General features: G+C 45.4%; 24 protein-coding genes. 23 read left to right on the top strand and 1 reads right to left on the bottom strand.

What is annotated here, in order from left to right; translation table 11 throughout:
- Window position 1 precedes the first annotated feature (1 nt).
- Window positions 2-1,213: a DUF805 domain-containing protein gene (locus tag L2740_RS05635; protein WP_248949130.1), complete on the bottom strand. Its 1,212-nt coding sequence runs from the start codon at window positions 1,211-1,213 to the stop codon at window positions 2-4.
- A gap of 349 nt (window positions 1,214-1,562) precedes the next feature.
- Between L2740_RS05635 and gmk the strand changes: the two genes are divergently transcribed.
- From gmk to L2740_RS05750, 23 genes are all read left to right on the top strand, one after another.
- Window positions 1,563-2,186 carry a guanylate kinase gene (gene gmk / locus L2740_RS05640; RefSeq protein WP_248471839.1) on the top strand — a complete coding sequence of 208 codons (624 nt, stop codon included), beginning with the start codon at window positions 1,563-1,565 and terminating at the stop codon, window positions 2,184-2,186.
- A 61-nt stretch (window positions 2,187-2,247) separates the two neighbouring features.
- Window positions 2,248-2,529, top strand: a complete 282-nt coding sequence (rpoZ, locus tag L2740_RS05645) for a DNA-directed RNA polymerase subunit omega (protein ID WP_012275521.1) — start codon at window positions 2,248-2,250, stop codon at window positions 2,527-2,529.
- Between the two features lie 13 nt (window positions 2,530-2,542).
- Complete coding sequence (spoT, locus tag L2740_RS05650; protein WP_248949131.1) at window positions 2,543-4,648, top strand: bifunctional GTP diphosphokinase/guanosine-3',5'-bis pyrophosphate 3'-pyrophosphohydrolase; 2,106 nt, start codon at window positions 2,543-2,545, stop codon at window positions 4,646-4,648.
- A gap of 35 nt (window positions 4,649-4,683) precedes the next feature.
- Entirely contained in the window at window positions 4,684-5,067 is a 384-nt protein-coding gene (locus tag L2740_RS05655; RefSeq protein ID WP_248949132.1) for a RidA family protein, read from the top strand.
- A gap of 89 nt (window positions 5,068-5,156) precedes the next feature.
- Window positions 5,157-5,852: a tRNA (guanosine(18)-2'-O)-methyltransferase TrmH gene (trmH, locus tag L2740_RS05660; RefSeq protein WP_248949133.1), complete on the top strand. Its 696-nt coding sequence runs from the start codon at window positions 5,157-5,159 to the stop codon at window positions 5,850-5,852.
- Window positions 5,853-6,110: 258 nt separating this feature from the next.
- Complete coding sequence (locus tag L2740_RS05665) at window positions 6,111-7,766, top strand: AMP-binding protein (RefSeq protein ID WP_248949134.1); 1,656 nt, start codon at window positions 6,111-6,113, stop codon at window positions 7,764-7,766.
- Between the two features lie 182 nt (window positions 7,767-7,948).
- Window positions 7,949-8,872, top strand: coding sequence for a calcium/sodium antiporter (locus L2740_RS05670; protein ID WP_248949135.1), 924 nt, complete (start codon window positions 7,949-7,951; stop codon window positions 8,870-8,872).
- Between the two features lie 217 nt (window positions 8,873-9,089).
- Window positions 9,090-9,794: a tetratricopeptide repeat protein gene (locus L2740_RS05675; RefSeq protein WP_248949136.1), complete on the top strand. Its 705-nt coding sequence runs from the start codon at window positions 9,090-9,092 to the stop codon at window positions 9,792-9,794.
- Between the two features lie 82 nt (window positions 9,795-9,876).
- The gene (locus L2740_RS05680; RefSeq protein WP_248949137.1) at window positions 9,877-10,959 is read left to right on the top strand and encodes a sensor histidine kinase; all 1,083 of its coding nucleotides are present in this window, start codon (window positions 9,877-9,879) and stop codon (window positions 10,957-10,959) included.
- 8 nt (window positions 10,960-10,967) lie between these two features.
- Entirely contained in the window at window positions 10,968-11,564 is a 597-nt protein-coding gene (locus L2740_RS05685) for a response regulator transcription factor (RefSeq protein ID WP_248949138.1), read from the top strand.
- A gap of 78 nt (window positions 11,565-11,642) precedes the next feature.
- Window positions 11,643-13,718: an ATP-dependent DNA helicase RecG gene (recG, locus tag L2740_RS05690; protein WP_248949139.1), complete on the top strand. Its 2,076-nt coding sequence runs from the start codon at window positions 11,643-11,645 to the stop codon at window positions 13,716-13,718.
- Window positions 13,719-13,860: 142 nt separating this feature from the next.
- The gene (locus tag L2740_RS05695; protein ID WP_248471825.1) at window positions 13,861-14,730 is read left to right on the top strand and encodes a DUF3014 domain-containing protein; all 870 of its coding nucleotides are present in this window, start codon (window positions 13,861-13,863) and stop codon (window positions 14,728-14,730) included.
- A 254-nt stretch (window positions 14,731-14,984) separates the two neighbouring features.
- Window positions 14,985-15,716 carry a beta-ketoacyl synthase chain length factor gene (locus L2740_RS05700; RefSeq protein ID WP_248949140.1) on the top strand — a complete coding sequence of 244 codons (732 nt, stop codon included), beginning with the start codon at window positions 14,985-14,987 and terminating at the stop codon, window positions 15,714-15,716.
- 58 nt (window positions 15,717-15,774) lie between these two features.
- Window positions 15,775-16,542, top strand: a complete 768-nt coding sequence (locus L2740_RS05705; protein WP_248949392.1) for a lysophospholipid acyltransferase family protein — start codon at window positions 15,775-15,777, stop codon at window positions 16,540-16,542.
- On the top strand, window positions 16,539-16,793 hold the full coding sequence (locus L2740_RS05710; RefSeq protein WP_248949141.1) for a phosphopantetheine-binding protein: 255 nt from the start codon (window positions 16,539-16,541) through the stop codon (window positions 16,791-16,793). Before L2740_RS05705 ends, L2740_RS05710 begins: the two co-directional genes overlap by 4 nt.
- Before the next feature lie 8 nt (window positions 16,794-16,801).
- A complete protein-coding gene (locus tag L2740_RS05715) occupies window positions 16,802-17,050 on the top strand; it encodes an acyl carrier protein (RefSeq protein ID WP_248471821.1) in 249 nt (82 codons plus the stop codon).
- Entirely contained in the window at window positions 17,050-17,598 is a 549-nt protein-coding gene (locus tag L2740_RS05720; RefSeq protein ID WP_248949142.1) for a COG4648 family protein, read from the top strand. The genes L2740_RS05715 and L2740_RS05720 overlap by 1 nt, the downstream gene beginning before the upstream one ends.
- A complete protein-coding gene (locus L2740_RS05725; protein WP_248949143.1) occupies window positions 17,595-18,974 on the top strand; it encodes an AMP-binding protein in 1,380 nt (459 codons plus the stop codon). Before L2740_RS05720 ends, L2740_RS05725 begins: the two co-directional genes overlap by 4 nt.
- Window positions 18,971-19,348: an ApeI family dehydratase gene (locus tag L2740_RS05730; protein WP_248949144.1), complete on the top strand. Its 378-nt coding sequence runs from the start codon at window positions 18,971-18,973 to the stop codon at window positions 19,346-19,348. Before L2740_RS05725 ends, L2740_RS05730 begins: the two co-directional genes overlap by 4 nt.
- A complete protein-coding gene (locus L2740_RS05735; protein WP_248949145.1) occupies window positions 19,348-21,102 on the top strand; it encodes a glycosyltransferase family 2 protein in 1,755 nt (584 codons plus the stop codon). The genes L2740_RS05730 and L2740_RS05735 overlap by 1 nt, the downstream gene beginning before the upstream one ends.
- Window positions 21,099-22,658, top strand: coding sequence for an HAL/PAL/TAL family ammonia-lyase (locus L2740_RS05740; protein ID WP_248949146.1), 1,560 nt, complete (start codon window positions 21,099-21,101; stop codon window positions 22,656-22,658). Before L2740_RS05735 ends, L2740_RS05740 begins: the two co-directional genes overlap by 4 nt.
- Window positions 22,659-22,672: 14 nt before the next feature.
- Window positions 22,673-23,113 (top strand): acyl-CoA thioesterase, encoded by a 441-nt coding sequence (locus L2740_RS05745; protein WP_248949147.1) that lies wholly within the window; start codon window positions 22,673-22,675, stop codon window positions 23,111-23,113.
- 5 nt (window positions 23,114-23,118) lie between these two features.
- Window positions 23,119-23,886 (top strand): outer membrane lipoprotein carrier protein LolA, encoded by a 768-nt coding sequence (locus tag L2740_RS05750; protein WP_248949148.1) that lies wholly within the window; start codon window positions 23,119-23,121, stop codon window positions 23,884-23,886.
- Window positions 23,887-23,890: the final 4 nt, after the last annotated feature.

Here is a 23,890-nt window from a genome sequence, read left to right on the forward strand (position 1 = left end):
CTTATAAATAATCTCTAAAGGCTGCAACTTTACCCAATGCAGCTTGGCTGCCTTTAAGACTAAAGTTATAACCACAAAGACTCACGTTGCCTCTGCGCGCCATATCAATAACAATTGCTTCGGTATCTAGCGGAGAAAAACGTGCTTCTGTGCCAGTATCTGCAAGTAAATTAACAACCAGTGGTCTATATTCAGTGCCATTGTTAAAGCGCAAGCGCGAACAGGTTCTATCACCTTTAGCTGTAGCTAATGACCATAGATTTTCAGGTGCACCGCTATCCCCTAACCAGCGCATAATTAGTACATCATCTTCCAGCGCTAAACTAAAATCATCAGGCATCGCAGTTGATATTCGCTCAACTTTTGCCTCGGTTATCACTTGGTCATCAGCTACGCTGAGATTGACATCTTCTTGTTCTGAACTTGGTATTAATGTCCAAAGGCTAATCAACAGCATACTGCCGACAATGCCACCTGCACCGATTAAAACGCCTTTCTTGTTTGCTTCAATAAATTGCTGCAATTGCCCTAAAGCTGGTTGTGCTTGTCTGCTGCCACGGTGACGGCGATGCTGAGCAAGCCTATCCTGCTGATAAGTATTGTTTGCTGGCTCAGCATTCGAGCTAGGCTGTGTATCAAACTTAGCTCTGCTCTCTGTTTCAGTACTAGTTGCTGCGCTTCTTTGAACATCTGCAGAATAATCAACGACATCAGCGTTTTCATCGCTGGCGTTAATAGCTGCAGAAAAACTTGGCTCCCCACCACCTAATGTTGGCTCAACTCGGCTACGCTGATTTTCTTTACGCATAGGGCGAGCTGTTTCTTTCATTTCAACAGGCCCCGAATAACCTTGCACGTAGTCAGCATTGCTTATAGCTGGCTGAATTGCCAAATAACCAATAGTGAGCACAGCTAAAAGCAAAAAGGTTAATAACAGCATCATGCTCTGAATATGCACTAAGGTGATGATGACTAATATAAAAGGTAATAGAGTCACTAAAGTAAACAGTGCAGGTTTACCGCTATCTCGCAATCGGCGTAGGCTGGTTAACGCTAGAATAGGAGCCAGCACCAACGCCGGAACGTATAACAAACCGCTTGGACCAATGAGCGCCACAGATATAAATAAAGCTAAATAAATCAAACTACTGATTACAGAGAAACGCTTACTATTATCTAAACCTACAACACAAAAAAGCGATTTTATTTGCATACAACTACCACCCTAAAAATTCCTATAATAAATCTGCATTACAACTCCATATGCGATAACGCAGCCTTTTTATGCTCAGGCGAAAGCACAAAATCGAATGGGTTAGCCTACCGAATTTAACGCTTAATGTCAGTGTTTTCGGACAATAAACTCAAAGATGCTGAATAAGCTAAACCCCGCTGTAGCTCAGAAAAACCAAACTAAGCTTTGTAATAAATTCATCTGTGACTAGCACAAATATCACCCTAGGCTGTATAATGGCTCGCTTAATCTTTTACCCGCACAATTTTAAGTTCGCAGTAGTTATTAATAGTACTTAAACTTGGGCACACATCGGATACAGCAGCTAATGACCGCTCGCGGAAACCTATTTATCGTCTCGGCGCCAAGTGGCGCAGGTAAATCATCGCTTATTTCAGCCCTATTAAGGGATCAACCTGTAGATATGCAAGTTTCAGTTTCGCACACCACAAGACAACCTCGTCCAGGTGAAGAAAACGGTCAACATTATCACTTCGTATCTCAAGATGAGTTCAAGAGCTTAATCGCCGATAACGCATTTTTTGAATGGGCTGAAGTATTCGGTAACTATTATGGCACTTCACGTGTCACGATTGAGCAAACGCTAGCAAAAGGTATCGACGTATTTTTAGATATCGACTGGCAAGGCGCGCAGCAAGTTAAAGAGCTAATGCCTGAATCTATTGGCGTTTTTATTTTACCTCCATCAAAAACAGAATTAGAACGCCGCCTAACCGGCCGCGGACAAGACAGCGCTGAAGTGATTGCAGGCCGTATGGCTCAAGCAGTTTCAGAGATGTCACACTACAATGAATATGACTTCGTTATAGTGAACGATGATTTCGACAAAGCATTGGCCGATCTTTTGGCGATCATTCGCAGCCAAAGATTAACCTCTGCTAGCCAAATTCATACGCAGAATGGTATGATTAAAGATCTGTTGGCAGGCTAACTGTCTTCATGTACAATTTTGCGTCATTTTTTCAATCGATAAAACACTGGAGTTTCCAAACATGGCTCGCGTAACTGTAGAAGATGCCGTAAACCAAATCGGCAACCGTTTTGATATGATTCTGGTTGCAGCGCGTCGTGCTCGCCAAATCGCTGTTCAGGGTAAAGACCCTATGGTTGAAGAAGAGAACGACAAGCCAACGGTTATCGCACTTCGCGAAATCGAATTAGGTTTAGTCACAGCTGATACTTTGGATGCCGATGAGCGCCAAACAGTTCGTGAACGTGAAGCAGCTGAAATCGCTGCTGTTGCTGCCATCGCTGAAGGCCGCAACGCTATATAAGGAGTGTAGTCACTTGTATCTGTTTGAAGGTCTCAAGGAGTCTGCTTCAGGTTATTTAGAATCTGAACAGGTAGAATTACTCAAGCAGGCCTATCAGGTGGCGCGTGATGCCCATGAAGGTCAGATGCGCACGAGTGGCGAACCTTATATTACCCACCCGGTTGCGGTTGCCCGCATCCTGGCCGATATGCGTCTCGATCATGAGACGCTTATGGCCGCACTCTTGCACGACACTATCGAAGACACCCCTGTTACCAAAGAAGAATTAGCCGAGCTATTTGGCGAGTCTATTGCTGAGCTGGTAGAAGGTGTATCTAAGCTAGATAAGCTTAAATTTCGCGACAAGAAAGAAGCTCAAGCTGAAAACTTCCGCAAAATGATGATGGCGATGACCCAAGATATTCGCGTTATCTTAATCAAGCTAGCCGATAGAACCCACAATATGCGTACATTAGGTGCCTTGCGCCCTGATAAACGTCGCCGTATTGCCCGAGAAACGCTCGAGATCTACGCCCCTATCGCCAACCGTCTTGGTATTCATAATATTAAGAGCGAGTTAGAAGATTTAGGTTTCCATGCCTATTATCCAATGCGATATCGCGTACTTAAAGAAGTGGTTAAGGCCGCTCGTGGTAATCGCAAAGAACTGATTCAAAGTATCGAAGCTGCAATTGAAACTCGCCTCGAAGACACTGGCCTACAAGGTGCTGTCAAAGGTCGTGAGAAAAACCTTTATTCCATCTACAACAAGATGCGCAATAAAGAACTGCAATTCCAAGAAGTCATGGATATCTATGCCTTCAGAGTCATCGTTGACTCTATCGATACCTGTTACCGCGTTATGGGTGCCATGCATGGCCTTTACAAGCCGCATCCTGGTCGCTTTAAAGATTATATAGCCATCCCTAAAGCCAACGGCTATCAGTCATTACATACTTCGCTTTTTGGTCCTCACGGCGTACCGGTTGAGATCCAGATCCGTACCGAAGATATGGACCAAATGGCAGATAAAGGGGTCGCGGCTCACTGGCTGTATAAAAAAGGCAGCTCAGCAGAGCAAGGCACGACAACACAAGTACGTGCCCGTAAGTGGATGCAAAGCTTGCTCGAATTGCAGCAAAGCGCCAGCACCTCTTTTGAATTCGTTGAAAACTTTAAGACTGAACTCTTCCCGGAAGAGATTTACGTATTCACCCCTGAAGGCCGCATTTTAGAGCTACCAGTGGGCGCAACACCTGTCGACTTTGCTTACGAAGTCCATACAGACGTAGGTAATACCTGTGTTGGTGCCAAAGTGAATCGCCAAGCTTACCCATTAAGTCAGCCTCTTATCTCCGGCCAAACCGTAGAGATTATTACTGCAAACGGCGCTCGCCCAAATGCGGCATGGCTTAACTTTGTAGTAACCGGTAAAGCTCGCGCAAAAATCCGTCAGTTACTGAAGAGCCTGAAAGAAGACGATGCCATTTTATTAGGTAAGCGTTTACTTAATCATGCTTTAGGTGAAACTAAGCTAGATAGCTTATCAGCAGAACAGATTGAAAAAGTCGTCAAAGATACCAAGCATGAAACTCTTGATGCACTGCTAGCCGATATTGGTTTAGGCAACGCTATGAGTATTGTGATTGCCCAGCGCCTGCGCGGCGATCAAGTTGATACTGAAGAGCACAAAGAAACCCATACCATGCCAATTCGTGGCGCTGAAGGTATGTTGGTCACCTTTGCTAATTGTTGTCGCCCAATTCCAGGCGATGCAGTTATTGCCCATGTAAGCCCAGGTAAAGGCCTAGTGGTACACATGGAAAGCTGTGCCAATATACGCGGTTATCAAGGCGAGCCTGATAAGTATATTCCTGTGCAATGGGACAGCGCTGAAGGCGTTGAATACCAAGCCAATTTGCGAGTGGAAATTGTTAATCACCAAGGCGCGCTTGCAAAAATCACTTCGATTGTGGCTGCAGAAGGCTCAAATATTCATAACTTGACCACAGAAGAACGTGACGGACGAGTATTCCTCATCAACCTGCGTATTTCTGTGCGTGACCGTATCCATTTAGCTAACGTAATGCGCCGTATCAGGGTATTACCTGAAGTATTACGTACATCTAGGAATCGCTAACTCACTATTGTACTCAGTTAAAACAAGGACAGATCATGGCAGAAAAAATCATTATCGCGACCGCTAAAGCGCCACAAGCAATTGGCACATACTCTCAAGCAGTTAAAGTGGGTAGCACGGTTTATTTATCAGGTCAGATCCCCCTTGTTGCAGAAACAATGGAAATCGTTAGCGATGAGTTTGAAGCGCAAGTTGTACAGGTATTTGAAAACCTAACAGCGGTATGTGAAGCTGCAGGTGGTTCACTAAGCGATATCGTAAAGCTGAATATCTTTATGACGGACCTAAGTAACTTCGCTACAGTAAACGAAATTATGGGTCGTTATTTTGAACAGCCTTATCCAGCTCGTGCAGCAATCGGTGTGAAACAATTGCCGAAAGACTCACTTGTGGAAATGGATGGAGTGATGGAGATCTAATCTACTATCACTTTATCAATTGGGCGCTTAGGCGCCCATTTTATTTTTAAAACCGTTTATTTAATACCACACTAATTTAGAAGCCAACCATGAGTCCTGAACGTTTTGCCCGCATCAATCAGATGCTTGATAATCGCCAACCCGACCTTACCGTTTGCTTAGATACAGTGCACAAAGGCAACAATATTGCTGCTGTATTGCGCACCGCTGATGCCGCAGGGATCCACGAAGTTCATGCGGTATGGTCAGATCTTGAAATGCGCGTATCGGGTAACACCGCCTCCGGTAGCCAGCAATGGGTTAAGACTCGCGTGCATCACACCATGGCAGAAGCTGTTGCTGAGTTTCGTGCTAAAGATATGCAAATTCTAGCGACGACGTTTTCAGATACTGCGGTTGATTTCAGAGAAATTGATTACACCAAACCTACAGTTATCATTATGGGTAATGAGCGCGATGGCGTTAGCCCTGAAGGCATAGCGGCTGCAGACCAGCACATCATTATCCCAATGATCGGCATGGTGCAATCGCTAAACGTATCAGTAGCTTCCGCACTGATCATGTATGAAGCTCAGCGACAACGCACTGAAGCGGGTATGTACGGCACTCGTAAGCTTGATGATGCTTACTGCCAAACTAAATTGTTCGAACAGGGCCACCCAATTTATGCTAAAGCCTGTCGCCGTAAAAAACTGCCATACCCAGCAGTTGATGAAAGCGGTCAAATTGTTGCTGATGAAGATTGGTGGCAAAAAATGCGCGCCCCATCAGACGAAGAAGAATAAATCCTTCTAGGCCCAGCGCTCACTCCTGCAGCGCTGGGTTACAATATTTTCAAGCTCACCCACTTATATCTCCCCCCCCTCAGCTCAAACATCTGCTTTTCCCATATAAACAAAAATGTAACACCCGTTTGAAAAAGTTTGTCTTAGATCACGTTTTTCGCCATACTCAAGATAAAACCAGCTTATTAAACGAACGATTAAAACAACTATATAGATATAAGCTGAATTGGAATCAACAATAATCAATATGGAATTGCGATGGAATCTTCTATGAAAACCCCAATTGAGATGCTTGAACATTGGGTTGAAAAACAAGGCGATCAAGTTTATCTAAAGCAACCAATTGATGGTCAATACAAGACGTTCACTTGGCGCGACGTACAAACTAAAATGCAACAGATTGCTGGCGCATTAAGACACCTTGGCCTCAACCCAGGCGACAAAGTTGCCGTTCTTTCTAAAAACTGTGCCGAATGGTTTATTACCGACTTAGCCCTAATGCATGGCGGTTACATTAGCGTACCTATCTATCCAACAGCCAATGCCGATACCATTCGCTACACCCTAGAGCACAGCGAAGCTAAAGCGATTTTTATCGGTAAACTCGACTACTGGGCTGACCAAGAAGCCGGTGTTGGCGGCGACATTCTACGTCTTGCTATGCCTTATGACACCATGCCGTCGCAGTATCATTGGGATAAAATACTCCACATGGGTCAACCATTAATTGATGCGCCGCTACCAACGGCCGAGCAAATCATGACCATTATCTACACCTCAGGCTCAACTGGTAAACCTAAAGGTGCTATTCAAAATTTTGCTAGCTACGCTTGGACTTGTACTGCGGTAGTGCGCGATCTAAAAACGGATGTTGAAGACAGACTACTGTCTTATTTGCCACTGGCGCATATTACCGAGCGTGTCGCGATTCAGGGCTCGTCATTTTATTCAGGCAGCAGTGTCGCATTTGTCGAGAGTCTAGATAGCTTTGTTGCCGATGTGCAGCGCGCTAGGCCAACGGTATTCTTCTCCGTTCCGCGCCTATGGAGCTTATTCCAGAAAAACATCATCGACAAAATCGGCTATAGCAAGCTTAACTTTTTGCTAAAGGTGCCCATTGTTAGTGGCATAGTGAAACGTAAAATCCATCAAGGTTTAGGACTCGAGCATTGCCATTTATTAGGCTCAGGTTCTGCACCTATTCCACCATCACTGGTTGAGTGGTATCACAAAATTGGCCTCAATATCTCAGAGGCTTGGGGCATGACCGAAAACTGTGCTTACTCGATTATCAATCACCCATTTGATGCCAGTAAAATTGGCTCGGTTGGCCGCGCAGTCGAGGGCTGTGAAGCCAAGCAGTCAGATGTTGGTGAGCTGCTAGTTAAAAGCCCTGGGCTTATGCAAGGCTACTACAAGCAGGAAGAAGAGAGTGCTAAGTGCTTTGATGAAGAAGGCTTCTTCCACACTGGTGATTTATGCTCTATTGACGAACAAGGCAACGTTAGCATAACTGGCCGCGTGAAAGACAATTTCAAAACAGCCAAAGGTAAGTATGTTGCGCCAGTGCCAATTGAGCGCAAGCTTGCACAAGATCCCCACGTAGAGATGATTTGTGTTATCGGTTCAGGCTTACCGCACCCAATTGCTTTAGTGCAACTGTCTGAAGGCGCAGCACTGCAACCTAGAGAAGAAGTGCGAGCATCGCTAAAAGACACTGTTGATGCGGTGAATCCACATCTTGAATCACACGAAACCGTTGATGCCATAGTTATTGTGAGCGAGCCATGGGATGTAGAAAATGATGTCCTCACGCCAACACTTAAAATTAAGCGCCATGTACTCGAGAAAAACTTTAGCGAAAAGGTTGATGGGATCCGCGGCGGTAAAGTTTGCTGGGAAGATGAAATCTAAGCATGAGTTAGCGCTACCGAGCAGTTATAACGGCACACTTTAAAGTGTGCCGTATTTATATCTGACAAATAATCACCAATTAACTAAATTTAATGCATTAGAAACCAGTTTTTGATTGCGCAATTTGTGAAAGAAACTATTCTTGCCATCCTTTCAGCGAAATCCAATTTATAGAGTTAACCATGCTAATTTTTATGTCGATACTCGGCGGCTTTTTGATTCTTACGCTAGGCGCAGAAGCCTTAGTAAGAGGAGCAAGCCAAATAGCCCTAAAATTAGGGCTTACACCACTTATTATTGGTTTAACCATTGTTGCCTTTGGTACCAGCGCCCCTGAACTAGCAGTAAGCGTAAAGTCAGCTATTGCAGGTAATAGCGGTATCGCCTTAGGTAACGTGATTGGCTCTAACATTGCCAACATTGGCCTAATCTTAGGTATCACAGCACTTATTCGCCCAATCAAGATTGAATCGCAAATGGTACGTCGCGATATTCCAATCATGATTGCTGCATCACTACTATTCTGGAGTCTGCTACTCGATGGTGGTTTAAGCTTCTGGGATGGTGCGATTCTGTCTGCATTACTTGTGGCTTACTTAACATTCAGCTACTTCACTGCAGAAAAACAAACTGACGATGATGTTGAAGATACCAAGCAAAACCCATTGCTATCAGTGCTATTTATCGTTATTGGTATCAGCATGTTAGTCGGCGGCGGTATCTTATTTGTAGATGGCGCAGTGGCTATGGCTAAGTCATTTGGCATCAGCGAAGTGATTATCGGTCTAACAATCGTAGCAATAGGTACCAGTATGCCAGAGCTAGTGACTTCTATCGTTGCCGCACTTAAAGGTCAAAGTGACATCGCAATTGGTAACGTTGTTGGTTCAAACCTATTCAATATTTTGGGTATTTTAGGTGTGACTGCACTTATTCATCCAATTGTTGGTAGCGAAATTAGCAACCTAGACTGGATTGCGATGATTGCCTTTGCAGTTATCTTGCTGCCGTTTGCTTACACAGGTCTGCGCATTGGTCGCCGTGAAGCAGCACTACTTGTACTGGGTTATGTCGCGTACATCGGCTACTTGGTTGCTCAAGTTTAAGCAATAACCACTGGCTAAAAAGCTAAATAGAAATGGCCTAATGTGCACTGCACCTTAGGCCATTTTTTTATGCTGTAAATCGTAAAAATGACAAATGTCATCCTAAACTGGTGACGTTTGTGTCTGCATTTATCCTTAGCAATCTTCAATACTAGAGCCGTACCCAAACATACCTACCGCAACAAAAGGTAGGCATGACACTCAAATGGAGATTGATATGAAAACTTTATTCTTTACAGCGTCACTGGCTCTTTCATCCGCTCTTAGTAGCCAACTTGCCAATGCTGAAAGCATTGAAAATATTGATGCAGCAGCCAATCAAATGGATGTAAACACGCTCAAAAGCTATAGCCAACAAGGTGCTGACTACCAACAAGCTTATGCAAACTATCGCTTAGCCATTACAGCCAATATTGTAGGCCAGCCAACGTTAGCTGTGAGCGCATTGGAAGATGCTAAAACAACCTTAGAGAACCTCACTAGCACCAGCAGCACCGCCGATAGCCTTGCATTACTTTCATCAGTGTATGGCATGCTTATCGCGTTCGATAACGGCAAAGCCGCTACCTATGGTCCCAAGGCTGGCAAAGCACTAGCTCAAGCCAAACAACTTGAGCCTAATAATCCAAGGATCACGCTAGTTGAAGCTATTTCGGCCTTTAACACACCCACAATGTACGGCGGTAGTATGCAGCGTGCAGCAGACTTAGCCAGTCAAGCTATTGAACTTTATGCCAATCCTTGCGATAACATCTGTTGGGGGCATGCAGAGGCTTATACTTGGCGCGGCCTAGCAAAGCAAAATCTAGGTGATTTAGAGGGCGCTATCGCTGATTGGAATACGGCATTAACGGTTGAATCTGACTACGCTTGGGCACAGTTTCTTTTACAGCAAAACACTCAACAAAACGCTAAAAGATAACCGTATATTTGAGTCAAAAGATGACAAATCGTAAATGGAGAGCGCCGCGAACACAGCGCTCTCCAGCTAAAAGGAATTAATTATGGCGCAAGACATACCAAACCCAGCAAGCAAAACAGAAGACAAGTATGCATGGGTCTATTTAATCAATTTAGTTTTCTACTTTATTCCCTATTTCATTATCGATATGCCACTGTGGCAAATTCTGCTTAGCTTAGCCGCATTAATCCCTTTTGTTTATTGCTACTACTGGGCTTACCGTAGCACTAGCAGCCAAGCACATCTGCCGATATTAGCGATAATAACCATTGCTATTGCTGTAACGCCAATAAACACCGGCTCGTTATCTCTGTTTACTTTTGCCGGATTTTTTATTGGTTTCTTTTACCCGTTACGTAAAGCAGTACTCTGTATCGCAGCGCTTATTGCGACCCTATTTTTGCTCAATATGAGTCTTAACTTCGATCATTACTATTGGGCTATTTATGGCGCAGCGCTGCTCGCAGGTGTCAGCCTTTTTGGAGTAGTTGAGCGTAACCGTATTGAAAATAAATGTAAGCAGCAAAAAAGCCAAGATGAAATCCACCAATTAGCGACTATGTTAGAGCGAGAGAGGATCGCCCGCGATCTGCACGACATCATGGGTCATAGCTTATCGTCTATTTCACTCAAAGCTGAGCTTGCAGAAAAGCTACTTGCAAAAGACGATATTGAACAAGCCAAACTACAACTTGCCGAACTCAATAGCATAGCCCGCGATAGTCTAAGCCAAATTCGTCAAACCGTATCCGGTTATAAACATAAAGGCCTCGTAGCCAGCGTAACCGGCTTATGCCAAACTTTACGTGATAAAGGCTTAAGCGTAACGTTAGAGGGCGAAATACCAAGCCTAAGCCCTGAACTTGAAACTCATTTAATTCTCAGTTTAACCGAGCTGTGCAATAACATTATTCGCCATAGCCAAGCTCAAGAATGTAGTTTGCGGTTCAGCCAGAATAAACAACAAACCATTATTCAAATCACTGACAATGGCCAACCAGACAGTGTTAACCAAGGCAATGGATTAAATGGTATTCGAGAGCGTTTGCAACAGTTTCAAGGTACGCTCACTTGGGACTTAAGCCAGCAATGCCAATTTACCATCACCCTGCCACAGCAAGGATAGCAGTAATAATGAAAATACTATTAGCCGAAGATCAAGCCATGGTAAGGGGAGCTTTAAGTGCACTGCTGGGCTTAAGTGGCGAATTTGATGTGGTACAAGCTCCCGATGGAGACGCTGCATTATCCTTACTAAAACACCACCAATTTGACCTGTTACTCACAGATATTGAGATGCCAGGTCTCACAGGGCTAGAACTAGCAACTTGGTGCCAAACCAATAAGCCTGAATTAAAAATCGTCATCATCACTACTTTTGGCCGTGCCGGTTACATTAAGCGTGCAATAGAATCTGGAGTTGGTGGATTCTTACTAAAAGATGCCCCATCAGATACCTTGATTGCCGCCATCAACCAAGTCATGGCAGGCAAGCGGGTAATCGACCCCGAACTTGCGATTATGGCGATAGGTGAGCAAGATCCACTCAATGATAAAGAGCGCCGTGCACTAAGGTTAGCCGCAGAAGGCAAAAGTACAGCTGATATAGCAAGCACACTGTTTATTGCCGAAGGAACCGTAAGAAATTATCTTAGTGAGGCCATGAGTAAGTTACATGCCACTAACCGCATTGACGCGGCAAGAATTGCCAAACAAAAGGGTTGGTTATAATAAGAAACTATCAAATTTGCGTAAACTTATAACTCTGATAATATATGTATAAATTTACAGTGTTTGAGCACTAACCTTTTGCAAAGACTCGACCTCGTCCCTATTACAGCTCTCAAAGGCGTCGCTAAAAAGATGGCCGAGAGATTAGCAAAGCTGAGTATAACAACAGTGCAAGATCTGTTGTTTCATCTGCCGCTGCGCTATGAGGACCGCACTCAAGTCTACCCTATTGCCTCACTCTATCCCGGCAGCTACGGCACCATTGAAGCCGTTATCCAGTCAAGCCAGATTATTCAAGGCCGCAAACGCATGCTCACATGCACCGTGCGCGATGATAGCGGCAGCCTGACTCTTCGCTTCTTTAATTTCTCTGTTGCTCAGCGTAATGGGCTGCAAATAGGCATGACTATTCGTGCCTATGGTGAAATCCGCCGCAGTAACCATGGCGTTGAAATCATTCATCCAGAATACAAGCTAATTGCCGCTGGTGAAGATCTGCAGTTGAGCGACACACTTACGCCAGTCTACCCAACTACCGAAGGGTTAAAGCAAGCAAGCTGGATAAAACTGACTGAGCAAGCCTTAGCTATGCTAGATGATGGTGGTTTATCTGAGCTACTACCCGCCAACTTGCAACCCAATAATTTAGATTTGAAGCAGGCGCTGCAAATTTTGCATCGCCCTAATAATCAAGTCTCACTATTTGAGTTAGAGCAAGGTACTCACCCTGCTCAGCAACGGCTAATTCAAGAAGAGTTATTGGCCCACAACTTGAGTATGTTACGCCTGCGCCAGCGCAGTAATCGCGACCATGCAGTGAGCATGAATGCCACAGGTCAATTACTGAATCCATTTTTAGCATCGTTGCCATTTAAACCCACTGGTGCGCAGCAAAGAGTGGTTGCCGATATTGGCCGCGATCTAGAAAAAGCCGAACCAATGATGCGCCTAGTACAAGGTGATGTTGGCTCAGGTAAAACCTTAGTTGCCGCACTAGCAGCCCTGCAAGCAATTGAAAGTGGCTATCAAGTTGCCATGATGGCGCCAACCGAACTATTAGCCGAGCAGCATGCGATTAATTTTGCCGCATGGTTTGAACCTTTGGGCTTAAAAGTCGGCTGGCTCGCCGGTAAGTTAAAAGGCAAGGCCAGAGCGCAATCATTGGCTGATATTGAATCTGGTGACGCGCATATTGTGATAGGCACTCATGCTATTTTCCAACAGCAAGTGGTGTTCAATAAGCTCGCCTTAATTATTATCGATGAGCAACACAGGTTTGGTGTACATCAGCGTTTAGGCTTGCGTGAAAAAGGCATTAGCCAAGGCTTTCACCCGCATCAGTTAATTATGACAGCAACGCCCATTCCGCGAACGCTGGCAATGACTGCTTATGCCGATCTCGATACTTCAATTATCGACGAACTACCTCCTGGACGTACTCCTGTCACCACAGTTGCGATTTCAGATCAGCGCCGAGAAGAGATCATCGACCGAGTCAGACAAGCTGCGATTAATGATAAGCGCCAAGCCTACTGGGTTTGTACCTTAATTGAAGAGTCTGAAGTACTGGAATGCCAAGCGGCAGAAGATACCGCAGAAGAGCTAAAGCGTGCACTGCCTGAGCTAAAAATCGGCTTAGTGCATGGTCGGATGAAACCTGCGGAAAAACAGCAGATCATGGCAGATTTTAAAGCCGGTGAACTCAACTTATTGGTTGCCACTACGGTAATTGAAGTCGGTGTGGATGTACCTAACGCCAGCTTAATGATTATTGAAAACCCTGAGCGTTTAGGCCTAGCTCAACTACATCAGCTACGTGGTCGTGTTGGCCGCGGGGCCATTGCCAGCCACTGTGTACTGCTTTATAAAGCGCCGCTGTCTGCAACAGCGACTAAACGGCTTGGGGTACTCAGACAGAGTAATGATGGTTTTGTTATCGCTCAGCAAGATTTAGAGATCCGCGGCCCGGGTGAGGTACTCGGTACTAAACAAACCGGTATTGCCGACATGAAAATCGCTGACTTAATGCGCGATCAAGCACTTATACCACACGTTCAAAAACTGGCTGCCCATGTCATGCAGCAGGCACCAGAGAGCGTAGATGCTATTATTCAACGCTGGCTTGGTGATAGAGAACAATTTGTACAAGCGTAAAGTGCTAATTTTGTAAGCTTTTGAAATTAAATATACTTAATACAGCTTCTGCCTATAGACAATCTGTTGGATTTTTGCAAAATGGATTGAAACTGTATTTTTATTATTAGTCGTATCACTGCGCTGGCGCAGAGGAGTTAACATGCAACTCAGTCAAGAAGATAGAATTTCCCCACAAGAAAAAAGTTCAGGCACCAATGGATTAGCGATTATCGCTATCATTGCGGTTGTGGCGCTATCGGCAGGCGGCTACTACTATCTCAGCGGCAATGAAAAAGCCGAAGAGCCACAAATTATTGCACCTGTAGTGATCCCTGACCCACTTCCAGCAGAGCCGCTTGAAACAGAAGCTGTGCCTGAGCCTGAGGTGGTTGAAGTTATTCCTGAGCCGGTGCAACTTCCAGAAGTAGAGCCAACGCCAGAGCCGGAACCACTGCCAGCACTCGGCGACAGTGATGCTTATGTGCAGCAGCAAGTAACTGCCGTTGCCGACGGCATGGCTATTGAACCACTTCTAATTGAAGACAATGTTATTCGTCAATTTGTGGTATTCGTTGATAACCTAGCTCAAGGTGAACTCGCGCGTAAAGTGAGCCCACTAAAATCACCAAGCACCAGCTTTACCGCATCTGATATTGCCAATAAGACCTATATCAACCCGGACAGCTACCACAGATATGACCTATACGCCGACTTTTTAGCTAGCCTTAACGATGAAGAACTAGCGAAAACATACAAAAAAGTAACGCCACTGCTAAACGAAGCGTTCGCCGAGCTAGGTTACAACCGAACTTCATTTGACGAGCGAATGCAACAGGCCATTGAAGTGATGCTAGATGCACCAATTATCGAACAACCAATCGAACTAGATGGTGTTAGTGTTAACTACCAATTTGTTGATCCAAAGCTTGAAGCACTGCCAAACGCGCAAAAGCTGATGGTCCGCATGGGTCCAGAGAACGCTCGTAAAGTTAAGTCAGCACTTCGTCGCCTGCAAAAGCAGCTGAACTAAAGCCAATCTTAATCCACTCCAATACCTAGGCGCTTAATCTAAAGCGCCTAGGTTAAATCAACAGCATTTAACCTAATCCCTACTTCTTAGTATCAAACGTATCGCAAAAGGGCTTATTACACTCAGCCTATATGATGTAGAATAGCCACTGTTAACGTTATTGTGCCTAGATACGCCAAGCTACAAGCCGTTTCAAAGCCAAATAATTTTTCTACTAGTAGGGGCAATACGAAAGGATATTCGTATCTGGGGCAGTGCATTTGAAGTTCAGCATTCTTTCATGGGGCGCTTGGTCGCCACATTACCAACAAGCCTCTGAATGGCTAAATTGGCCAGACAGAGCCTCTGACGATCCAGCACTAAAGCCTGCTGTGCCTAAACTTGCTCATATACCAGCAATGCAGCGCAGACGCCTTAGCAAGCTCACCAAAATCATTCTTGAAGCCGTACATCAATGCGCACCTAACGAGCAATGTCGTAGCATTTTTGCTTCGCAGCACGGTGAGATTAACCGCACAATCAGCTTGCTAAATGACATTGTTGATGGCGCACCGCTATCCCCTACTGGATTTAGCCAATCAGTCCACAATACTGCGAGTGGCATCTTTAGCATTTTCAGCCATAACCGTGCTGCCTCGACTTCGATTGCTGCTGGCAACAATACTTTTTCTCAGGCCTTTATTGAAGCCTTTGCTCAACTTCACGCCAATCCTGAGCCGTTATTACTGGTGTATGCCGACGAGCCAGTACCGCAAGTTTACAGTCAATTTGCATCTCAACCTGAGTGGCCTATTGCTATCGCGTTTGTGCTAGCGCCAGCGGATTATCAACAAGATGCCTTAGCAACTATCAAGCTAACACCTGCAGCGCTTGCTGGTAACAATGCTGAGCAGCTTAACTATGGTGAATTACTGGCAAGCCTTGCAGCTAAAAAACAACTAACGGGTCTACTTTCAGGTTGGCACTGGGAGCTTAATTGTGACTAAAGCTGCAGTTGAAAAAGCCCCAGAATACAGACAACCTCGAGCGCCAAAGTTAACCGGAATCGCTTATGTTCCACGCTGGGTTGGTGGCACTCTTTGCTATATGTCATTTGGCTTAGGTGGCCTGTTAAGCTCACTGACCATATTGCCTGTTTTAAGATTTTGGCCTGGTACACGCCAGCAACGTATTGAGCGCGTGCAACGCGCGGTGCACATCATGTTTAAAGGCTTTGTCCGCATGATGAGTTGGGTTGGGTTAATCAGCGTCAAATACCAAGATATTAGCCGCTTAAGTAACGCAAAAGGCATGATAGTTACCGCAAATCATCCGACCTTGATTGATGTGGTGGTGCTGATAAGCTTGATGCCTAATGCCGGCTGCATTGTTAAACAAGGGCTATGGCGTAACCCATTTTTACGTGGTGTCGTTTCTTGTGCTGGTTACATACCTAATCGCGGCGCCGAACTGTTACTCGAGGACTGTAAATCGGTATTAGAGCGCGGTACTAACCTGATTATTTTCCCTGAAGGGACTCGCACCGTTATTGGTGAGAAAATTAATCCATTTGCCCGTGGCGCAGCCAATATCACCCTACGTACTCGTAGTGATCTTTTGCCGGTATTTTTAAAAACCAATACTGTTGGCTTTAGTAAACAGCAAAAGTGGTATCAGCTGCCAAGACGCACGATTGGAATTGATATCGAAATTGGCGAAACATTGCCATATTTGCGCTATGATGCTGCGGCAGGTGGCGACGCCAAAATGGCAAGACAGATGACTCGCGACCTAGAAAACTATTATAAACAACAATTAGATAGATACTTATGAGCTTAGATAACGAAATTAAACAACTGATCATCGACTGCCTTGATCTTGAAGACGTCAGTATCGATGATATCGACTCTGCAGCCCCGCTATTTGGTGAAGGCCTTGGGCTCGACTCAATTGACGCACTCGAGCTAGGCTTAGCCATTAAAAAGCAGTTTGATGTCAAAATTGAAGCTAACTCAGAAGCTACAAAACAGCACTTTTACAGTGTGGCTAGCTTAGTTAGCTTTATTGAGTCACAGCGAGCCTAGGAGGAATGATGCAAACTCGTGAACAAATCCTAGACATGCTGACCCAAATTCTTGTGGATGAGTTTGAGATTGATGCAGACGATATCACACTTGAAGCCTCTCTATATGAAGAGCTTGATTTAGACAGCATTGATGCCGTTGATTTAGTGATTAAGCTGCAACAAATGACAGGCAAGAAGATTAAGCCTGAAGAGTTTAAAGCGGTAAGAACCGTCAATGACGTTGTCAGCGCAATTGAAGGTTTAGTGCAAGACTAATGCGACTGTTTTTGCAAATAGTGACATCCATAGTCGTTATCGCTTATCCACTGGCGGTCTACTTTGGGCTGCACTATTTGCCAGCAGGCAGTATCGCCTTAGGCTTATGTGCTGTGTTAATCATTAGGTTGTTACTGCAGCAGCAACAGGTAAAAGCATTATTACTGCCTATTATCGTCGGTATCAGCCTCACAGCAGGCAGCTTTATCGCAAAACAAAATGACTGGCTATTGTATTACCCAGTTGTGATAAATCTGACCATGTTGAGCTTGTTTGGCTATTCACTCAAACATGGGCCGAGCATGATAGAAAGGTTAGCTCGACTCAAAGAGCCAGAGCTACCAGACGCAGCCATAGGCTACTTAAATCGTGTGACATTAATATGGTGTGGCCTGTTCATTTTTAATGGGGCAATGGCGCTTTATACCGCTCTATACACCAGCATCGAAACATGGACACTCTATAACGGCTTAATCGCCTACTTGCTCATTGGGTCGCTACTTGGTGGCGAATGGTTATATCGAACATTTTGGTTAAAAAAGTCATGACGAATTTACTAAAAGCTTGGTTAAGCCAAGGGCCTGTTGCACAGCAGTTGATTAGCTTTAATCACCACGACATTGTTACCGGCTCAGCCTTTTGCGCGCAAGTAAGTCAATTACACCAACAGTTAATTGAATCCGAAGAGCAGCGCTGGTTATTAAGCAGTGACAGCAGTGATCTATTTGCAGTAGGTCTGTGCGCCGGTCTATTAGCGGGTAAACAGGTGATCTTGCCAGCCAATACTCAAGCCGGCACCTTAAGCGAACTCACCCATGAGTACGACGGCGTGATGGCCAATATGCCTATCTGCGAAGGCAAAAGCTTTTTACGTCTCGATAAAGACCAAAACCCACCTGCTGGTAACTGGCCACAAGTGCAAAGTTACGGCAAGCTAGTGTTGTTTACTTCAGGTAGCAGCGGCAAGCCTAAGCGCGTCGTCAAAACCATTGACCAGCTTGATGCAGAGGTCAGTGTGCTTGAGCATACTTTTGCCCAGCACTTACCGCATTGCAGCGTAATATCTACCGTCTCTCACCAACACATCTATGGGTTATTGTTTAAGATCCTTTGGCCACTCGCGGCAAGTCGTCCGTTTTTAAGTGACTTAGTGGAATACCCTGAAACCTTAAGTTATTACGCTAATTTGTTTCCAAACTTATGCTTGATCAGTAGCCCTGCACAGCTGTCTCGACTACCTGATGCTCTAGACAACGAAAAGCAATTGCGCGCGCCAAGTTTAGTGTTTAGTTCTGGCGGGCCATTGAGCTTTGACGCTTCAAAAGCGCTAGCCAATTGCTACGGGCAACCACCTATCGAAGTCTTTGGCAGCACTGAAACCGGTGGTATAGCCTACCGCCGCCAACACCAAGCTAATGCCAGCTGGCAAACTTTTGCATCGATAGAGATCGCTCAAGCAGAATCCGATGGCGCACTTATGCTCAAATCCCCGTATTTGCCAGATAATGCTTGGCTTAAATGTGATGACAAAATTGAATTGCACAGCGATGGCAAATTTAGCCTGCAGGGCCGCTTAGACCGCATTATTAAAGTTGAAGAAAAACGCCTATCACTAGTGCAAATGGAATCTTTATTAGAAAGCCACCCTTGGGTATCTAAAGCGGCGTTAGTTATGCTGCAACAGCCAAGAGTTCAGCTTGGTGCAGCTATCGAGCTTTCTAAAGAGGGGGCGGCTCAGCTAGAAGCTAACGGTAAACTTGCACTAAATAATCAGTTAAAGCGCCACTTACTCAGCCAGTTTGAACGGGTAACTTTACCTAGACGTTGGCGCTACCCAGAAGCCCTACCTTTAGATCAGCAAGGTAAGCGGGTACAAACAAATATGTTAGCCCTATTTGATATCGACAAGTTTAAAAGCAAATGATTACATCAACTCTGCCGACCATTATTAGCTTTGCCAGCGAAGCCGATAGCGCCACTTGGCGACTGGATATTGCTGCCGATCTTAACTATTTCAATGGTCACTTTCCCGAGCACCCCGTATTACCTGGGGTTACTCAACTCGATTGGGCTATCAAGCTTGGCTGCGCTCACTTTGGTTATAACGTTAACGTAGCGACACTTGAAGTGCTTAAGTTCCAACAACTCATGCTACCCAACACTCAGGTTGATCTGATTGTGAGTCATAACGCAGCCAAACAAAAACTCACCTTTGCTTATAGTGATGGTGAAAAACGTTTTGCGTCGGGTCGAATCGCCCTCAATGGCGCTAACGATCCTGTAGCGGTGAGCAACTAATGCGTTTAGCTTTAGTGGTTCCAAACTATAATCATCGTGGCGCCATTGAGCGCACCCTAGAGGCTCTTGCAGCCTTTAATTTACCTTGCTACTTAGTTAACGATGGTAGCGATGACGAAACCCGCTTTTTATTGATCGAGCTGGCAGAAAAATATCCTTGGGTGACGTTACTGCATCACCCATACAATCGTGGTAAAGGGGCAGCGGTAATGACCGGCCTGCGTACTGCCTATGCCGATGGTTTTACCCATGCACTGCAAGTTGACGCAGATGGTCAGCATGACTTAGATGATATTCCGGCGATGATTGAGCGAGCAGAAGCTGCGCCAGAAGCCTTGATTTCAGGTTTACCGCAATACGATGAGTCCGTGCCTAAAGGTCGCTTATATGGCCGCTATATCACCCATTTCTGGGTGTGGATTGAAACCTTAAGCTTTGATATTAAAGACTCCATGTGTGGCTTTAGGATCTACCCACTTGCCGCCACTGAAAAGTTGTTTTTAAGCCATGCCCTGGGTGAGCGCATGGATTTTGATATCGAAGTCTTAGTACGTCTTTACTGGCAAGGGGTGCAGATTATTCACCTGCCTACCCGCGTCATCTACCCCGAAGACGGTGTCAGCCATTTTCAAGGACTTAAAGATAATGTGCGGATCTCTTTAATGCACAGCAAGTTATTTTTCGGCATGTTGTGGCGTCAACCTAAACGGCTTTTACAGTCGATAAAGCAGCTATTCACCGCCTCAAATCAAAATAAGCATTGGTCTAATATGACCGAGCGCGGCAGTTACTGGGGAATCAAGCTGATCGCCGAAAGTTACCGTCTTGGCGGACACTGGTTATGCCGTGCCATTATGTACCCAGTAATAGTGTATTTCTTTATTACTGGTAGCACTGCTAGAGCTGCATCACTGCAGTTTCTAGAGCATGTAAAACAGCAGCAGCCTGATCATCCACAATTAAGTGACCCCCTAAGTTGGCGTGACAGCCTAAAACACTTCTTCGCTTTTGGTAACGCAGCCCTCGATAGAATCGACGCATGGTGCGACCGCATTAAGCTAGAACAGGTGGACTTTCCAAACCGTGAAATGCTCGCAAACGAGCTTGCAGCCGGAAATGGTGCAGTGTTGCTAGTATCGCACTTAGGTAATTTGGAGCTGTGCCGCGCAATTTCAATCCACCAGCGCAAAGTAAAAGTTAACGTGATGGTGCTGACTGAAAATGCTGAAAACTTTAACCGAGTACTAAAGCAACTTAATCCAGACAGTGCACTCAACCTTATCCAAGTCACCGAACTTGGGCCCAGCACCTCAATGTTACTGCAGCAAAAAATTGAGAATGGAGAACTGGTGGTAATAGCCGGCGATCGCACCTCATCGCAAACAGCGGGTCGGGTAATTTACCAAGACTTTTTAGGCGAGCAAGCGCCGTTTCCCCAAGGGCCTTTTATATTAGCCGGCCTATTAGACTGCCCGGTGTATACCATGTTCTGCCTGCGCCAAAATGGTCGTTACCATGTGCATTTAGAGCATTTTGCCGACAGCTTAAAAGGCACAAGGGCAGGCCGTGCAGAACGTATCGATCAAGCAGTAAATGAATTTAGCACTCGCTTAGCGCGTCATGCATTAAGTGAACCGCTGCAATGGTTTAATTTTTATGATTTTTGGCGTAAAGATGAGCAAGCACAACGAACCCACGCCAATAGTAGTGATTGCAGTAATGACTGCAATAGCAAAGGACAAGCAAGCAAATGACCCAAGATACAACACCTCAGCCACAGTCGGTAGAATTTGGCTATAACAGCCTATCGCTTGAAGACGTGGTCGCCATAGCTAAAGGCGCAAAGTCTAAGCTTAATCAAACAGCTGAGTATCGCGCCTACATTCAAAAAGGCGCGCAGTTTATTGATAGCCTCTTAAAAGAGGAAGGTGTGGTCTACGGCGTTACTACTGGTTACGGCGATTCTTGTACCGTGACTGTTGGCCTAGATCTAGTGCATGAGTTACCGCTGCATCTAACCCGTTTTCACGGCTGTGGTATGGGCGAAATACTGTCGCCAATGCAAGCTCGTGCAGTTATGGCTTGCCGTTTAAGTTCTTTAGCTGTTGGCAAGTCAGGGGTGACTTATGAGCTGCTACAGCGCATTGAAACCTTGCTAAACCTAAATATCACACCGGTAATCCCAGAAGAAGGTTCAGTTGGTGCCAGCGGCGATTTAACACCACTGTCTTACCTAGCTGCAGTGCTAGTTGGCGAGCGCGATGTGATCTACCAAGGTCAACGTCGCCCAACAAGCGAAGTGTACCAAGAGCTAAATATTATCCCGTTAAAGCTGCGCCCAAAAGAAGGTTTGGCCTTAATGAACGGCACTGCGGTAATGACCGCCCTAGCCTGCCTAGCCTATGACAGAGCGCAATATATGGCGCGCCTTGCTAGCCGTATAACGGCTATGGCCTCGTTAACCTTAAAAGGTAACTCAAACCATTTTGACGACATTTTATTTGCCGCCAAGCCTCATCCAGGTCAAAACCAAATTGCAGCGTGGATCCGTGAAGACTTAAATCATCACATCCACCCACGTAACTCCGACAGACTGCAAGACAGATATTCAATTCGCTGCGCGCCGCATGTTATCGGCGTGCTGCAAGATGCACTACCATTTATGCGCCAGTTTATTGAAACAGAATTAAACAGCGCTAACGACAACCCAATTGTTGATGGTGAAGGCGAGCATATTCTGCATGGCGGCCACTTCTATGGCGGCCATATTGCCTTTGCGATGGACGCAATGAAAAACGCGGTGGCCAATATTGCCGATCTGATTGATCGCCAAATGGCGTTGGTAATGGATCAAAAATTCAATAACGGTTTACCAGCCAACCTCTCTGGCGCAACTGGCAAGCGCAAGGCAATTAACCATGGCTTTAAAGCGGTGCAAATTGGCGTGTCAGCTTGGACTGCTGAAGCATTAAAAAACACTATGCCAGCCAGTGTATTCTCGCGCTCTACCGAATGCCATAACCAAGACAAAGTCAGCATGGGCACTATCTCTGCCCGCGATTGTATGCGCGTATTACAGCTTACTGAGCAAGTTGCAGCTGCAGCACTATTAGCTATGTCGCAAGGTATTCGTCTGCGCATCGCCCAAGAAGAGCTCGTTGCCAGCTCAATCACGCCATCTTTAGCTAATACCCTTGCGCAAGTTGAAGCCGATTTTGAGCTGTTAACTGAAGATAGACCGCTAGAACAAACGCTGCGCTCAACCGTGGATAAGATCCAACACGGTTATTGGGAAGTGTGCGGAAAATAATAAGGACATTACTAATGAAAGGCATTTTACAAACAGAAATGGAAGTCGAAATTCCGTTTCATGATGTCGATTCGATGGGCATCACTTGGCATGGTAACTACCTACGCTATTTTGAGTTAGTCCGCTGTAAACTGCTGGATAAAATTGGCTACGGCTACCGCGCTATGCAAGATTCTGGCTTTAGCTGGCCAATTGTTGATGTGCAGATCAAGTACGTGCAATCAAGCACCTTTGAGCAAAAGGTGCTGGTAAAGGCATCGTTAGTTGAGTGGGAAAACCGCCTAAAGATCAACTACCAAGTACTTGATGCTCAAACAGGTAAACGCATCACCAAAGGCTACACCATTCAAGCTGCAGTCGATATGCAAACCCAAGAGCTCTGCTTTGTTGCGCCAGAAGTATTCTTACAGAAAATAGCTCATCTGCTACCAGAAAACGCCCAAGGCATGGAGTAACTCGCATGAAGCTCTTGCTGTTGGTGGTATTCAACCTTTTCATTATCGCCGCTGTAGCGCTGACAAGTGGTAGCTTAAATAAAAGCTACGCAGCGCAGGTACCAGCCATCGGCGATGCTGCAATAAGTGCTTCTGCTACTGACTACTCTGCGCTATTTGCCAAGCCAGCAACTAACGCAGAGTTACTTAAGTTAAGCCAAAGCTTATCACCAAGCGAACAAGCAAAAGGAAACTTCACTCAGGCTCGCTATCTTAAAGTACTGAAAAAGCCATTAATCAGTCATGGTGAATTTGTATTTGCTAACAATATCGGAGTTATTTGGCAGCAAAATAAGCCTTTTGCCAGCACCTTAATCCTTAAGAATAAACAGCTCATTCAAATCGACAGTCAAGGCCGCGTCAGCGTTAACCACGCCGAGCAAGCTAGCGCTAACATGATGAGTGATATCATGCCTAAACTGCTGAATGCTCTGCTTAGCGGCGATATAACCGCACTAAAGCAACATTTTGAGCTTAGCCTTATTATGTCACCAGCCAAGACTAACAATGCTAGCTCGTCACCAACTTCTGCCCAGTGGCAACTTGGGCTAAAGCCACTTGATGCCATGGTGCAAAAAGCTATGCCGAAATTGGTACTGACAGGCGCACAGCAGATCCAATCTTTAGTGATGTTCAGTGATAATGGCGATCGTAGCCACATTGAATTTTCTGCTGTTGATGAGTCTCCACTTAGTGATGCAGATAAGGCTCGCTACTCTCCTGAGGCCAAGTAACTCA

The sequence above is a fragment of the Shewanella pneumatophori genome, from assembly GCF_023283895.1.
In the GTDB taxonomy this organism is placed as follows: Bacteria; Pseudomonadota; Gammaproteobacteria; order Enterobacterales; family Shewanellaceae; genus Shewanella; species Shewanella pneumatophori.

Coding starts and splice junctions, on each gene's coding strand:
- L2740_RS05635 (WP_248949130.1), bottom strand. CDS start 1,213: ATGCAAATAAAATCGCTTTTTTGTGTTGTAGGTTTAGATAATAGTAAG.
- gmk (WP_248471839.1), top strand. CDS start 1,563: ATGACCGCTCGCGGAAACCTATTTATCGTCTCGGCGCCAAGTGGCGCA.
- rpoZ (WP_012275521.1), top strand. CDS start 2,248: ATGGCTCGCGTAACTGTAGAAGATGCCGTAAACCAAATCGGCAACCGT.
- L2740_RS05655 (WP_248949132.1), top strand. CDS start 4,684: ATGGCAGAAAAAATCATTATCGCGACCGCTAAAGCGCCACAAGCAATT.
- trmH (WP_248949133.1), top strand. CDS start 5,157: ATGAGTCCTGAACGTTTTGCCCGCATCAATCAGATGCTTGATAATCGC.
- L2740_RS05665 (WP_248949134.1), top strand. CDS start 6,111: ATGGAATCTTCTATGAAAACCCCAATTGAGATGCTTGAACATTGGGTT.
- L2740_RS05670 (WP_248949135.1), top strand. CDS start 7,949: ATGCTAATTTTTATGTCGATACTCGGCGGCTTTTTGATTCTTACGCTA.
- L2740_RS05675 (WP_248949136.1), top strand. CDS start 9,090: ATGAAAACTTTATTCTTTACAGCGTCACTGGCTCTTTCATCCGCTCTT.
- L2740_RS05680 (WP_248949137.1), top strand. CDS start 9,877: ATGGCGCAAGACATACCAAACCCAGCAAGCAAAACAGAAGACAAGTAT.
- L2740_RS05685 (WP_248949138.1), top strand. CDS start 10,968: ATGAAAATACTATTAGCCGAAGATCAAGCCATGGTAAGGGGAGCTTTA.
- L2740_RS05695 (WP_248471825.1), top strand. CDS start 13,861: ATGCAACTCAGTCAAGAAGATAGAATTTCCCCACAAGAAAAAAGTTCA.
- L2740_RS05710 (WP_248949141.1), top strand. CDS start 16,539: ATGAGCTTAGATAACGAAATTAAACAACTGATCATCGACTGCCTTGAT.
- L2740_RS05715 (WP_248471821.1), top strand. CDS start 16,802: ATGCAAACTCGTGAACAAATCCTAGACATGCTGACCCAAATTCTTGTG.
- L2740_RS05720 (WP_248949142.1), top strand. CDS start 17,050: ATGCGACTGTTTTTGCAAATAGTGACATCCATAGTCGTTATCGCTTAT.
- L2740_RS05725 (WP_248949143.1), top strand. CDS start 17,595: ATGACGAATTTACTAAAAGCTTGGTTAAGCCAAGGGCCTGTTGCACAG.
- L2740_RS05730 (WP_248949144.1), top strand. CDS start 18,971: ATGATTACATCAACTCTGCCGACCATTATTAGCTTTGCCAGCGAAGCC.
- L2740_RS05735 (WP_248949145.1), top strand. CDS start 19,348: ATGCGTTTAGCTTTAGTGGTTCCAAACTATAATCATCGTGGCGCCATT.
- L2740_RS05740 (WP_248949146.1), top strand. CDS start 21,099: ATGACCCAAGATACAACACCTCAGCCACAGTCGGTAGAATTTGGCTAT.
- L2740_RS05745 (WP_248949147.1), top strand. CDS start 22,673: ATGAAAGGCATTTTACAAACAGAAATGGAAGTCGAAATTCCGTTTCAT.
- L2740_RS05750 (WP_248949148.1), top strand. CDS start 23,119: ATGAAGCTCTTGCTGTTGGTGGTATTCAACCTTTTCATTATCGCCGCT.